General features: G+C 58.6%; 14 protein-coding genes. 10 read left to right on the forward strand and 4 right to left on the reverse strand.

The features are described from left to right. Positions 1–16: 16 nt before the first annotated feature. The 9 genes from secD to I9184_RS02980 all read left to right on the forward strand — a co-directional run bounded on the left by secD (position 17) and on the right by I9184_RS02980 (position 6,693). Positions 17–1,678 carry a protein translocase subunit SecD gene (gene secD, locus I9184_RS02940; RefSeq protein ID WP_171631395.1) on the forward strand — a complete coding sequence of 554 codons (1,662 nt, stop codon included), beginning with the start codon at positions 17–19 and terminating at the stop codon, positions 1,676–1,678. A 1-nt stretch (position 1,679) separates the two neighbouring features. Continuing rightward, entirely contained in the window at positions 1,680–2,648 is a 969-nt protein-coding gene (secF, locus tag I9184_RS02945; RefSeq protein WP_171115306.1) for a protein translocase subunit SecF, read from the forward strand. Then, positions 2,629–3,393, forward strand: coding sequence for a sulfite exporter TauE/SafE family protein (locus I9184_RS02950; protein ID WP_348539501.1), 765 nt, complete (start codon positions 2,629–2,631; stop codon positions 3,391–3,393). The genes secF and I9184_RS02950 overlap by 20 nt, the downstream gene beginning before the upstream one ends. 12 nt (positions 3,394–3,405) lie before the next feature. Continuing rightward, the gene (locus I9184_RS02955) at positions 3,406–3,759 is read left to right on the forward strand and encodes an Mth938-like domain-containing protein (RefSeq protein WP_171631397.1); all 354 of its coding nucleotides are present in this window, start codon (positions 3,406–3,408) and stop codon (positions 3,757–3,759) included. 144 nt (positions 3,760–3,903) lie between these two features. Further along, entirely contained in the window at positions 3,904–4,518 is a 615-nt protein-coding gene (gene ccmA, locus I9184_RS02960; protein WP_171723029.1) for a heme ABC exporter ATP-binding protein CcmA, read from the forward strand. Beyond that, on the forward strand, positions 4,515–5,171 hold the full coding sequence (gene ccmB / locus I9184_RS02965; protein WP_171631417.1) for a heme exporter protein CcmB: 657 nt from the start codon (positions 4,515–4,517) through the stop codon (positions 5,169–5,171). Before ccmA ends, ccmB begins: the two co-directional genes overlap by 4 nt. 61 nt (positions 5,172–5,232) lie before the next feature. Further along, on the forward strand, positions 5,233–6,006 hold the full coding sequence (locus I9184_RS02970) for a heme ABC transporter permease (protein WP_152458361.1): 774 nt from the start codon (positions 5,233–5,235) through the stop codon (positions 6,004–6,006). Then, entirely contained in the window at positions 6,003–6,161 is a 159-nt protein-coding gene (ccmD, locus tag I9184_RS02975) for a heme exporter protein CcmD (RefSeq protein ID WP_209832714.1), read from the forward strand. Before I9184_RS02970 ends, ccmD begins: the two co-directional genes overlap by 4 nt. Then, complete coding sequence (locus tag I9184_RS02980; protein ID WP_171631422.1) at positions 6,154–6,693, forward strand: DsbE family thiol:disulfide interchange protein; 540 nt, start codon at positions 6,154–6,156, stop codon at positions 6,691–6,693. The genes ccmD and I9184_RS02980 overlap by 8 nt, the downstream gene beginning before the upstream one ends. Before the next feature lie 29 nt (positions 6,694–6,722). On the opposite strand, the gene I9184_RS02985 is transcribed toward I9184_RS02980, so the two are convergent. The 3 genes from I9184_RS02985 to acnA all read right to left on the reverse strand — a co-directional run bounded on the left by I9184_RS02985 (position 6,723) and on the right by acnA (position 11,876). Beyond that, a complete protein-coding gene (locus I9184_RS02985) occupies positions 6,723–7,424 on the reverse strand; it encodes an SDR family oxidoreductase (RefSeq protein WP_209832716.1) in 702 nt (233 codons plus the stop codon). A 139-nt stretch (positions 7,425–7,563) separates the two neighbouring features. Next, on the reverse strand, positions 7,564–9,066 hold the full coding sequence (locus I9184_RS02990; protein WP_209832718.1) for a BCCT family transporter: 1,503 nt from the start codon (positions 9,064–9,066) through the stop codon (positions 7,564–7,566). Between the two features lie 119 nt (positions 9,067–9,185). Further along, a complete protein-coding gene (gene acnA / locus I9184_RS02995) occupies positions 9,186–11,876 on the reverse strand; it encodes an aconitate hydratase AcnA (protein WP_209832720.1) in 2,691 nt (896 codons plus the stop codon). Positions 11,877–12,099: 223 nt separating this feature from the next. On the opposite strand from acnA, the gene I9184_RS03000 reads away from it, so the two are divergent. Continuing rightward, complete coding sequence (locus I9184_RS03000) at positions 12,100–12,801, forward strand: DUF1223 domain-containing protein (protein ID WP_209832722.1); 702 nt, start codon at positions 12,100–12,102, stop codon at positions 12,799–12,801. On the opposite strand, the gene I9184_RS03005 is transcribed toward I9184_RS03000, so the two are convergent. Beyond that, positions 12,802–13,725 (reverse strand): lysophospholipid acyltransferase family protein, encoded by a 924-nt coding sequence (locus I9184_RS03005; RefSeq protein ID WP_171631433.1) that lies wholly within the window; start codon positions 13,723–13,725, stop codon positions 12,802–12,804. Between the last annotated feature and the right edge of the window lie 85 nt (positions 13,726–13,810).

A 13,810-nucleotide genomic window follows, 5' to 3' on the forward strand; every position in this document is an offset into this window, starting at 1 on the left:
TTGAAAAGGCAGGGTAATGCTGCACATTGATACCTGGAAGCGGGTTCTGATCTGGCTGGTCTGCGTGACTGGCCTGATCATGGCCCTGCCAAATGCGTTTTACACACGGGTCGAGCAATCAAACGACGCCAAAGCCGCGATCGAGCTGGGCGTGGATACGCCCGAGTTGCAGGTCGAGGCGGGGCAATGGCCGAACTGGCTGCCCTCGTCGCTGGTCAATCTGGGCCTTGACCTGCGCGGCGGTGCACATCTGTTGGCCGAAGTTCAGGTGCAGGACGTCTACGAATCCCGGATGGAGGCGATGTGGCCAGATATCCGTGACGCCCTGCGCGATGAGCGCTCGACCGTCGGGACGGTCCGCCGTCAGGAATCGGCCCCAGATGAGATTCGCGTGCGCATCAGCCAGCCTGAGGGCATGGCGCGGGCACTGGAGGTCGTGCGCGGTCTTGCCCGTCAAGTGCAGACCCTGACCGGTGTCGGGGCAACGGATATCGAGGCACGTGCCGAAGGCGACACGATTGTCGTTCAGTTGTCCGAGGCAGAAAAACTGGCCTCAGACGACCGCACAGTGCGTCAATCGTTGGAAATCATCCGCCGCCGGATCGACGAAGTTGGCACCCGAGAGCCGACCATTCAGCGTCAGGGTGCCGATCGTATCCTGATTCAGGTGCCTGGCATCGGCAGCGCGGGTGAGTTGAAAGAGATCATCGGCACGACGGCGCAACTGACCTTTAACCCGGTCGCCGGACGCGGCACCAATCCGGATGCCGTTGCAGGCATCGGCGAAGAAATTGTGCCGTCGATTGACGAAAGCGGTGTTTACTACACAATTGAATCCGCTCCGGTCGTTACCGGAGAGGAACTGGTCGATGCGCAGCCCGCATTCGACCAAAACGGTCGCCCTGCGGTCAATTTCCGGTTCAACACGTCTGGTGCGCGCAAATTCGGGGATTATACCCGCGACAATATCGGAGCCCCCTTTGCCATCGTTCTGGACGACGAGGTAATTTCGGCCCCCGTGATCCAAAGTCATATTCCGGGCGGTTCAGGCATCATCACCGGCAACTTTACGGTTGAGGAAAGCACCAATCTGGCCGTCCTGCTGCGAGCGGGCGCACTGCCTGCCGGCCTGGAGTTCCTCGAAGAACGTACCATCGGACCCGAGTTGGGGCAGGACAGTATCGACGCGGGCAAAGTCGCCACAATCGTGGCCTTTGTGGCAGTACTGGTTTTCATGGCGCTCAGCTATGGTCTGTTCGGGATCTTCGCCAACATCGCGCTGATCATCAATGTGGGCCTGTTGTTCGGTCTGCTGTCCATGATCGGAGCAACCTTGACCCTGCCGGGTATCGCGGGGATCGTATTGACTGTCGGTATGGCGGTGGACGCCAACGTGCTGATCTTTGAACGTATCCGCGAGGAATTGAAATCCGCCAAAGGTCCGGCGCGCGCAATCGAACTGGGCTATGAAAAGGCGCTGTCTGCCATTCTGGATGCGAACGTGACCACATTCATCACCGCCGTGATCCTGTTTGCCATGGGCAGTGGCCCGGTGCGCGGCTTTGCAATCACTCTGGGCCTCGGCATTCTGACCTCGGTCTTCACCGCGATCTTCGTGACGCGCCTGATGGTCGTGATGTGGTTCGAACGCCGCCGTCCGAAAACGATCGAGGTTTGACATGAGACTGAAACTCGTACCCCAGAACACCTCGTTCGATTTCTTCAACCGCTGGAAGGTCTGGTTGGGCATTTCCGGCCTGATGATGGTGATTGCCTTCACCTCGTTCATGCTGCAAGGGCTGAATTTCGGTATTGATTTCCGGGGTGGCACGACGATCCGGACGCAAAGCGCGGTAGAGATCGATGTGGGCACATACCGAGATGCCATCGCCCCGCTGGAACTGGGCGATGTGACCATCACCGAGATTTTCGATCCAACCTTTGCGGATGACGAAAACGTTGCGATGATCCGCATCCAGGCGCAGGAAGATGCCGAGGCTGTCGAAGCAGCGACCATCACCGCCGTAGAGGACGCGTTGCAGCAGGTAATACCTGATATTCAGTTCGTCTCTGTAGAATCCGTCGGCCCCAAGGTCTCGGGCGAGTTGATCCAGACCGCCGTCATCGCGGTGGCTTTGGCGATTGGCGCGGTGCTTGTCTATATCTGGCTACGGTTCGAATGGCAGTTTGCGCTGGGGGCCGTGGCGGCACTGGTTCACGATGTGATCCTGACCATCGGCATCTTCTCGGAACTGCAAATCCGGTTTGATCTGGCCATTATCGCGGCCCTTCTGACCATCGTCGGTTATTCGCTGAACGATACCGTGGTCGTTTTCGACCGGGTGCGAGAGAATCTGCGGAAGTACAAAAAGAAAGACCTCAAAGAGGTGCTGAACATTTCGATCAACGAGACCCTCAGCCGGACCGTCATGACCTCGGTCACCACGTTGCTGGCGTTGATCTCGCTTTATGTTCTGGGCGGCGATGTGATCCGCGGCTTCGTTTTCGCGATGATCTGGGGCGTGATCGTGGGCACTTATTCATCGGTCTTCGTCGCCTCGACCATCCTGCTGTGGCTGGGGGTCAAGCGCGACTGGTCCAAGCCGTCGAACACGGCGGGCAACCAGTTTGCCAATATTGATGCCTGAGGCGTTGCAACAGGCCTTGTCCCTGCCGGGGCTGGGTTGGTTGGTTCTTACCATCGGAGCCGCGGGACTTGTCCGCGGCTTCACTGGTTTTGGCACCGCGATGATCTTTGTTCCGGTGGCCACTCAATTTCTGCCGATTGCCGATGTCGTCTTTCTGATGGCAGCCACCGGGATCGTATCGACTTTTGCGCTGGCGCCGCAGGCATGGCGTGAATGCGACAAGACCGAAATCAGCACTTTGGGCGTTGCAGCGGCATTGACCGTGCCGCTTGGCCTTTGGGTCATGGCACAGGCCGACACGGTCGTTCTGCGCTGGATTGCCTGCGGTATCACCGGCGTGACCCTGTTGGCGATCGTCACTGGCTGGCGCTGGCAGGGACGGCTGGGTGTGCCCGGACGGCTGGCCATCGGAGGCAGCGCAGGCGTGATCGGTGGCATGACCGGACTGACCGGCCCGGTCGTTATCGTATTCTATCTGGCCAGCTCTTCAGATGTGCGCAAGATTCGTGCCAACACGATCATCTTTCTGGCTTTGCTGGACGTGGCCATAGTCTTCAGCATCCTGATCGGAGGCGCTGCGGATCTGTCGATCCTTTGGATTGTCCTGCTGCTGGGCTTGCCCTATCTGACCACGACACTGATCGGCAAGGCTCTGTTCGATCCAAAGCTCGAACGGATCTATCGCACTGCGGCTTATTCGGTCATTCTGATAGCAGTCGTGTCCGGTTTGCCGATCCTGGATTGAAGGAGGGAAGGAATGCGCCTCAACCAAGTTACGTTTTCGGATGCCAAGCCGGTTGATGGCTACGGCCCCGGTTTTTTCCGCATTGGCGGTGATGTGTTCGAAGGCGCAGTTCTGACCGGCCCCGCAGGACCTGCCATCTGGGGCGGTTATGAAGATGCGCAACCACTTCTGGAACTGGCTGATGAAATTGACGTTCTGCTTGTCGGCACTGGCAAAGACATGGCCCACATTCCCCAGTCTTTGCGCACCCGGTTGGAGAGTGCCGGTGTCGGCGTCGAAATCATGAATTCTCCGGCTGCGTGCCGCACCTACAATGTCTTGCTCTCAGAAGGTCGCCGAATAGCGCTTGCTCTGATCCCGGTCTGATGGGATCCCTTCATCTGGCCGAAAATATCCCGGGGTGTGTGAGGGGCTGGCCCCTCACTCGGACCTCTCTGCTCAAAGCTCCCACAGCCGAACTGCGGCAAATCCCACCTTTTGCCTCTGATGACATTCCGATAAGCGGGTCTCATGACTCTGATTGTAACCGACCTGTCGATCACCCGTGGTGGCATTCCCGTCCTGGAGCATCTCAGCTTTCAGCTGCCTCCGGGCAAAGCGCTGATTCTGCGTGGGCCGAACGGGATCGGCAAAACGACCCTTCTGCGCACATTGGCCGGGTTGCAGCCGCCGCTGAAGGGTCAGATCCAGGGCGCGGAAGACCAGATTGCATATGCGTCCCATTCGGACGGGCTGAAACCGACGCTGACTGTATCCGAGAACCTGACGTTCTGGGCTTCTGTCTTTGGCACCAACGGCATCCAGACGGCGCTGGACGCGTTCCAGTTGAACGAGCTGTCGGATCGCCATGCGGGGTACCTGTCGGCCGGTCAGAAACGGCGGCTGGGGCTGGCACGCATGCTGGTCACCGGGCGGCCGATCTGGATGCTGGACGAGCCGACCGTTTCGCTGGACAGAAATGCGGTGCAAATGTTCGCCGATGCAGTCCGCGCGCATCTGGGGCAGGGTGGGTCAGCCCTGATCGCGACCCATATCGACCTTGGTCTGGATGGCGAGGTTCTGGACGTCGGCCCGAACAAGGCCAAACCCAAACCCATTGACGATTTCGACGGAGGTTTCCTGTGATCGCCCTTCTGCTGCGCGACCTGAAACTGGCCTTCCGAGCGGGTGGCGGGTTTGGTTTGGGATTGGCCTTTTTCCTGATCGTGACCGTGATGGTGCCGTTTGCAGTGGGGCCACAATCGTCACTGCTGACCACCATCGCGCCGGGTGTGCTCTGGCTGGGGGCGTTGCTGGCCTGCCTGCTGTCTCTTGACCGTCTTCTGGCGCTGGACTGGGAGGACGGATCGCTGGACCTGCTGGCCACGGCGCCGCTGCCGCTGGAATCAGTCGTGACCATTAAGGCGCTGGCCCACTGGCTGACCACAGGCCTGCCTTTGGTTCTGGCCGCACCTTTTCTGGGGGTCCTGCTGAACCTGCCTGCGCAGGGGTTCTTCTGGCTTGTCATCTCGCTGCTGATCGGCACCCCGGCCATGAGCGTGATCGGAACATTCGGTGCTGCCCTGACCGTCGGTCTCAAGCGCGGCGGGTTGCTGTTGTCGCTCTTGGTGCTGCCGCTTTACGTCCCCACCCTGATTTTCGGGGCCGAGGTCGCCCGGCGTGGGGCAACGGGGATGGACGTGCAGACGTCTTTGTTGATGCTGGCGGGGATCACGGCGGCCACCATCGCGTTGTTGCCCTTTGCCAGCGCGGCTGTGTTACGTATCAATCTGCGGTGAACCGCCCCAACTTTGACTGATGTCAATTGAGAATACCCCCAACTCGGACTAGATAGGGCCCATGTCGATAGCAGCCAAAGCCAATGCCCTCTGGGAATACGCCAACCCGCGCAAGTTTCTTGCGACCAGTGAACGTGTCCTGCCGTTTTTCTGGATCGTCTCGATCTTCTGCATCGTCGTCGGGCTGGTCTGGGGGTTCTTCTTCACGCCGGACGACTATAAACAAGGGTCGACGGTCAAGATCATCTATCTGCACGTCCCGGCGGCACTGATGGCGATCAATTGCTGGCTGATGATGTTGGCAACTTCTCTGGTCTGGCTGGTTCGACGTCATCATGTCAGCGCGCTGGCGGCACGGGCGGCTGCGCCGATCGGGATCGTGATGACCTTGATTGCGTTGCTGACCGGGGCGATCTGGGGACAGCCCATGTGGGGCACCTGGTGGGCGTGGGATCCGCGTCTGACGTCGTTTCTGATCCTGTTCCTGTTCTATCTTGGCTATGTCGCATTGTGGGAAGCCATCGAGGATCCGGACACTGCGGCGGACCTGACCTCGGTTCTGTGTCTGGTCGGATCCGTGTTCGCGCTGCTCAGCCGATATGCGGTCAACTTCTGGAACCAGGGCTTGCATCAGGGCGCATCGGTCATGCGCGCGGCAGCCGTGACCGGGGCCGATACGGAAGAGAAAGTCAGCAATATCTACTTCTATCCGCTGTTGCTGTGCATCATCGGATTTGTACTGCTGTTCATCGCTTTGGTGCTGTACCGCACCGGAACTGAAATCCGCGCGCGGCGCATCAAGGCGTTGCAGGCGCGGGAAAGGGTGGGCGGATGATCCCCGATCTTGGAAAATATGCTGACGCGGTTTTGTCGTCTTATGCCGTGTCCATCATACTGCTGGTGGCATTGATCGTGTTCAGCGTAATGCGAGGGCGAAAGGTACGCACTGAAATGGAAAAGATCGAACAAAGGATTTCGCGAAATGGCTAAGATATCGCCCCTGATGATCGCGCCGCCTTTGATTTTTGGCGCTTTCGCCGTGTTGGCCGGGATCGGTATGTTCCGTGAAGACCCCAACGCGTTGCCCTCTGCCCGCGAAGGCCAACCGGCTCCGCCCGTGGTTCTGAGCGAGTTCCCGGAAAAGAAGCTGTTTGATGATGCCACGCTGCGGGATGGAGAGGTCAAGCTGGTCAACTACTGGGCCAGCTGGTGCGCGCCATGCCGTGCCGAGCATCCCAATCTGGAGGCTCTGGCCGCCGAAGGCATCCCGGTCTATGGCGTCAACTACAAAGACCAGTTGGACAACGCCCAAGCCTTTTTGACCGAGCTTGGCGATCCCTACGCCGCGATTGGACGTGATGAGAAAGGTCGCATGGCATTGGATTGGGGCCTTTACGGCGTTCCCGAAACCTATGTGGTTGATGGTGACGGCACGATCATTTTGCGCTTTGCCGGCCCGATTACGCAGCGGGTGATTGAAAACACTCTGCGTCCGGCGTTGGAAAAGGCTGCGGGCGGTTGAGCAATTTGGAAAACGAGGTTTAAGCCGCCTTACAAGCGATAGCCTCCGGTCACGCCCAGGACCTCTCCGGTTACGAATCCCGCCGCGTCCGAGATCAGAAACCGAACGACCCTGGCGATGTCTTCCGGAGTTCCTATCCGGCCCAGCGCCGTTTCCCTGACGAATAGCGATGTCAGATCGTCAGGGCGGGGGGCTTCGGGGATGTTGATGGCACCCGGTGCAACCGCGTTGACGCGGATTCCGTCCGGGCCAAGCTCTTTTGCCATGGCGCGCGTCCAGAGGTTCAGCGCGGCTTTGCTTGCCCCGTAGGTCGCGGCGTCCCGCGGTGGCAATGTTGCGTTCATCGATGAGATGCTGACGATCGAAGCGCCGCGTTTCAGATGCGGCAATGCCGCAGCAAGCAACGCGGCGGGGGCCAGCACGTTGAGGTCAAGAATGGCGCGATGGTCCGCGGCCTGAAACTGTTGTTTCGGAGTGGAGCGAACAAGACCGGCATTGTTTACGATCACGTCCAGTCGCCCGAAGTGATCAATGACCTTTTCGACCACCCGGGTGGGTTGGTTGTCTTTTGTAAGGTCAGACTGAATCGTCAGAACGTCGCCTTTCAGCAATTCTGAATCGGGGTGGCTGGCCAACCAGGTGAAGGCGACATGGTGATCACCGCGCAGGTCTTCGACTATTGCCCGCCCAATTCCACGGGCACCACCGGTTATCAGTGCTACTTTTTCCATGAACTCAGATGACCGGCAAAGCGCCCGGGATTCAACGTTGATTTTTGCGCTGCCGGAATGCGGTCACTTGCGCAGCAATATCCAGAGCATTGCCGCGATGAACGCGAAGGTGACAAGGTTCATCAATGTGTCCGTGAGATCACCGATCAGCATTGCGTTGGCCCTCCTCTCTGAGCCCGCGGAACAGGCAAACCATCAGCAGGACCGAAATGAAGACAAAGGGCAATGCGCCAAGCGAGATGAGGATCTTCACCGAGTCCACGGATCCCGAAAGGATCATTGCAACGCTCAGCAGTCCCAGCAATCCTCCCCAGATCAGACGCACACGCGGCGGTGGGTTCTCGTCCCCGCCCGTCGAGAAGGTGCCCAGAACAAAGGCTGCGCTTACGACGCTGGTCACGATGAACAGAAAGGCGGCCAGTACCGTTGCAAGCGTGGTGATCACGGAAAGTGGAAGTCGGTCGAGCAGGGCGAAGGTCACGCGTTCGATATTTGTCTGCGTATAGGCCAGCAGTTCGCCCGCACCATTAAGTGCCTCGAACAGGCCAATGCCACCAAAGGCACCGAACCAGAGGATTGAAAACAGCGTGGGGGCGAACAGGACGCCGATCACGAATTCCCGTATCGTGCGACCGCGAGAGATACGCGCGACAAAGACGCCCACGAACGGGCCCCAGGCAATCCACCAGACCATGTAGGTAAGGGTCCAGTCGCTGAACCATCTGGTGACGTCATCGCCGAAGAACGTAAAGGTCTGAAATCCCCTGGGGATGACATTGGTGACATAGTCGCCGAACCCCTGAACGATGGTATTCAGAAGGTATTCGGTGGGGCCAAGGACCACCGTGTAGGCAACAAGGCCGATTGCGATCAGCATGGCGGCATTGGACAGGCGCGCCATGCCTTGGCCCAGATCGATCAAGAGTGCCGGGATATACGCAGCAACCATTGCCAGAAACACGACACCAATCAAAAGGGCGCCGACCGTTTCCCGACCGCCCAGCACTGCGATGCCGTCTGCCACCTGAAACACGCCCATGGCCATGGAGCCACCGACACCAATGGCAATGGCGATGATCGCCATGAAGTCCGAAAGCCACCCGACACGTTCAGCCCAGCGTTTGCCGGGAAACAGGTTTTTGATCGGCGCACTGACCATCATCCCCGTACCGCGCCGAAAGCTGAAATAGGCAATGGTCAGCGCGGTGGAGCCATAAATCGCCCAGGCATGCAGCCCCCAATGGAAATTTGTCGCCAGCATCGCCTGCTGCGCCGCGATGAAATCCGGCGCCATGCCGGAGATGAAGTTGAAATGGGTCAGCGGTTCCGCCACCGCCCAAAACAACAGGCCGACGCCCATACCGGCGGAGAACAGCATTGAAATCCATGTGGGGGTGGAAAACTCTGGCTCCTCGTCATCCCGGCCAAGGCGAATATTTCCATAGGGTGAAAACGCCAGAAACAGGCATCCGATCAACATACCCGAAGCGGCGAGCATCACGAACCAGCCGCGGCTGTGGAAGGTCTGCTGGACGATGCCGCTTGCCCAGGTCACCAGACTTTGAATGTCTACGACACCCCATATCCCGATCACGGCAATTACGCTGAGCGAACATACCAGCAGGGCGTTGGGTTTCTTCATGGCGAATGGTTTTCCGTTGACGACCTTGCCCAACAGTTTCAGGTTTTCGAATAAATGACCAGAAAACAAAAAACCCCCGGCGGGTGGCCGGGGGTTTGAATTGCACGCTTTGGTATCGGTTATGATGCCTTCGCAAGATTGCGCAGGACGTAATGCAACACGCCACCGTTTTCGATGTATTCAATCTCGGGCGCGGTATCGATACGGCATTTCAGGGTGATGGTCTTTTCGGTTCCATCGCCATAAACGATGGTGCACGGGACTTCCTGTAGCGGCTCGATCGTATCCAGCCCGTGAATCGAAACGGTTTCATCCCCTTTCAGCCCCAGGGTTTTGCGGGTGTCGCCACCTGTAAACTCGAACGGAATGACCCCCATGCCAACAAGGTTTGAACGGTGGATACGCTCAAAGCTCTCGGCGATAACGGCCTTGACGCCCAGCAGCGCCGTGCCCTTGGCCGCCCAGTCGCGGCTTGAGCCCGCGCCATATTGCTCGCCACCGAATACCACCAGCGGGGTGCCGTTCGCCTGATAGGCCATCGAGGCGTCATAAATTGACGTCTGTTCACCGTCCGGGCCTTTGGTGTAACCGCCTTCGACGCCGTCCAGCATCTCGTTCTTGATGCGGATGTTGGCGAAAGTTCCGCGCATCATCACCTCGTGGTTGCCGCGGCGTGAACCATATGAATTGAATTCACGCGGCTGAACCTGACGTTCGATCAGGTACTGGCCTGCGGGCGAGGTCGTTGCGAATGACCCAGCAGGTGAGATGTGGTCGGTCGTGACCATGTCACCCAGAATGGCCAGAACCTTGGCGCCTTCGATGTTGGAAATCGTGCCCGGTTCGGGGCCCATGCCCTGGAAATAGGGCGGGTTCTGGATATAGGTCGATGTCGGCGGCCAGTCATAGGTTTCCGCATCGGTGGTTTCGACCGACTGCCATTTCTCGTCCCCTTTGAAGACGTCGGCGTATTTCGACTGGAACGCTTCGCGCGTGACAGTCTGTTCGACCAGTTCCGCGACCTCCTGCTGCGTTGGCCAGAGGTCTTTCATATAGACGTCGTTGCCGTCCTTGTCCTGACCGATCGGTTCGGATGTCAGGTCAATGTCCATGGTGCCTGCCAGGGCGTACACGACGACCAGAGGCGGCGAAGCCAGATAGTTTGCGCGCACGTCGGGCGAGATGCGGCCTTCGAAGTTGCGGTTGCCGGACAAGACCGAAGTGGCGACCAGATCGCCTTCCGCAATGGCCTCCGAGATTTCTTTCTGAATCGGCCCCGAGTTGCCGATACATGTGGTGCAGCCGTATCCGACGAGGTTGAAGCCGATCTTGTCCAGATCCTCCTGAAGGCCCGCGGCCTCGAGGTAAGCGGACACAACCTGCGACCCCGGTGCCAGTGAGGTTTTGACCCAAGGCTTGCGATCCAGCCCCAGCGCGGCTGCCTTACGCGCCACGAGGCCCGCTCCGATCATCACGTAAGGGTTCGACGTGTTGGTGCAGGACGTGATCGAGGCGATCACGACCTTGCCCGATTCCATGCCATAGTTTTCGCCTTTGACCTCGACCTGTTTGCCCATCGGGCGATTGAAGGTCTCGGCCATTTCCTTGGCGAATGCGGCCTTGGCGTCAGTCAGCGCAACATAATCCTGCGGGCGTTTGGGCCCCGAGATTGCCGGAACAATCGTGCCCATATCCAGGGTCAGGGTGTCGGTGTAGATCGGCGCATAGTTTTCATCGCGCCAGAAACCGTTTTCCTTGGCGTAGGCTTCAACCAGCGCGATGCGATCCTCGTCGCGGCCGGTGTTGCGCATGTAGCGCAGCGTTTCGCCGTCAATCGGGAAAAAGCCGCATGTCGCGCCGTATTCCGGGGCCATGTTGGCGATGGTCGCACGGTCGGCCAGCGGCAGACGATCCAGGCCTTCGCCGTAGAATTCGACGAACTTGCCGACAACGCCTTTTTCGCGCAGCATTTCCACGACCTTCAGAACCAGGTCGGTGCCGGTGGTGCCTTCGACCAGATCACCGGTCAGCTCAAAGCCCACGACCTCGGGGATCAGCATCGAGATCGGTTGACCCAGCATCGCGGCCTCGGCCTCGATCCCGCCGACACCCCAGCCCAGCACGGCCATGCCGTTGACCATGGTGGTGTGACTGTCGGTGCCGACCAGCGTGTCGGGATAGGCGACTTCTTCACCGTTCTGGTCGGTGTCGGTCCAGACGGTCTGGGCCAAATATTCAAGGTTCACCTGGTGGCAGATGCCGGTGCCGGGGGGGACAACGCGGAAGTTGTTGAATGCACCCTGACCCCATTTCAGGAACTGGTACCGTTCCATGTTGCGTTCGTATTCACGGTCCACATTCATCTGGAACGCGCGCGGGTTGCCGAATTCGTCGATCATCACCGAATGGTCGATGACCAGATCGACAGGGTTCAGCGGGTTGATCTTTTGCGCGTCGCCGCCCAACGCCTTGATGCCGTCCCGCATCGCGGCCAGATCCACCACAGCGGGAACGCCGGTGAAATCCTGCATCAGTACCCGGGCAGGGCGATAGGCGATTTCACGAGGGTTTTTGCCACCGTTGGCGCCCCATTCGGCAAAAGCCTTGATGTCATCGACCGAGACCGAAAACCCGTCATCCTCGAACCGCAACATGTTTTCCAGAACCACCTTGAGTGCGGCAGGCAGTTTCGAGAAATCGCCCAGACCGGCCTCTTGCGCGGCAGGGATCGAATAATAGGAAATGGATTTACCATTCACGCTCAGACTGCGGCGCGTTTTGGCGTTATCCTGTCCGACTTTGATGGGCATCTTTGGCCTCCCTCTCAAATGACTTGGATATTGGGATTTGCTGAGTGTTATCTGCATCACCAAGCCCCCGTGTTCAAGGCTGAACACGCGCCGAGAGGGAAATTTGTATACTATTGTACACTTTTCGCGGAGGGAATGCGTCAAAGCCTCAAGAAACCTTGATTGGCTGTTGAGTGTCAAAGCAGCTATCCCTGAGATCCAACCGCTCAACCCGAGAGTTCTCATGTTCAGATCCATTGCCTTGACCACCGTGTTTTCCTGCCTTGTGGCCGTACAGGTCGCGGCCGAGGAAGACCCGGTTGTGGTTGAGCTGTTCACGTCTCAGGGGTGTTCATCCTGCCCGCCGGCAGATCGGATCATGCATGATCTGGCCAAGCGCGACGACGTCATAGGGCTGGCTTTGCATGTCGATTACTGGGACTATATCGGGTGGAAGGACGAATACGCAGACCCCGATCATACGCTCCGGCAGCGGGCTTATGCCCGCGAGGGGGGGCGTTCCATGATCTACACCCCGCAGATGGTGATCAACGGGCAGCACGACATCGTCGGAGCGCAATCCCGTGAACTTGATCGATTGATCGAAGCGCATCTGAAAGCAGCGCCCGAAGCGCTTGTGACGGCCGTGCGCTCAGCCGATGAAGTGACAGTGGATGTGACGCCCGTCGAGTTGCCGAAAGGCGATACCTATGACGTGCATGTGGTTCAGTATTCGCCCATGCGGCACGCTTCGATCCGTCGTGGAGAGCTGGCCGGGCACGAGCTGGACTATGCCAATGTCGTTGAGGCCTGGCAGATTGCAGGGCAGTGGGATGGAACTGCGCCGCAATCATTCACGGTTCAGCTTGGTTTGGACCTGCCGGCTGTCGTTCTGGTTCAAAGGGCCGGGGAAGGGCCGATTGTTGCCGCCACCCGGGTCAGGTGATCAGGGCATCTCTTCCGGCTTGATGCCCAACCCGTTCCAGTGTTTCCAGCGGCGGTGAATCCAGAACCATTGCCCCATATGCTGCCGCACCATCTTTTCCAGATCGTCATTGGTGAACTGGGTCATGGTTTTTGGGTCGGTGTGCGGAACCGGTTCGTGCAGAACGATCTCAAAATCAAGACCGTTGGGCTGACGTACCGCGTAACACGGAATCAGCTCGGCATTGTACTTGATGGCCAACTCGGCGTTCAGCACGGATGTCACTGCAGGTTTACCGAAAAACATCAATTCTTCACCGCCCATTGCGTGAAGATCTGAAACGATGGCAATGATCCCACCCTTTTTCAACGAGCGCACCATCTCGACCATACCGCGCCGCCCCTGTTCGAACATCGGGGCGCCTGTCTTGTAGAAAGCTTCGACATAAGCGTCGTTGAAATACGGGTTGGCCATCCGCCGATACAGGCAGCCGATGGGCTGACCGCTGTATGTCTGCAAGGCGATGCGCGCTGCAAGGTAGTGACCGAAATGCGCCGTAATCATCATGACCGGGCGCCCCTCGGCAACAGCCGCGTCAAATGCAGCGATACCTGGCCCAGAAATCTTGGCCTTGCTCTGCCGTTCGATAAAGTCTTCCGGAGAAAAATGTTCCATGATCGCACGACCGGCATTGTCCGGCACATCGCGGCAGATCTGCCTGACTTCGGCTTCAGGCAAGTCCGGGCAAGTCAGCTTCAGATTCCGACGGACACGTTTGCGAAACCCGACAACAGGTGCCAGAAACCGCACGATAGCCCCCATCGTTGCAATACGCCGCTCATAGGGAAGCATGCGCATAACGCGGATGACCCCCTGAAGAAACAGGTTGGCGACATAGTATTTCCCAAGCTCAAACCGGCTGAGCTCCGACTTTTCAACGGGCATGGAGGTGTCTCACCGCGTGTTGCGAATTGCTGAGAAAGACATACAGCCCGATGCCTGCAAGCTCAAGCGCTCAGACGGGCGGAAA

Source organism: Ruegeria sp. HKCCE3926, assembly GCF_017872515.1.
Taxonomy (GTDB): Bacteria; Pseudomonadota; Alphaproteobacteria; order Rhodobacterales; family Rhodobacteraceae; genus Ruegeria.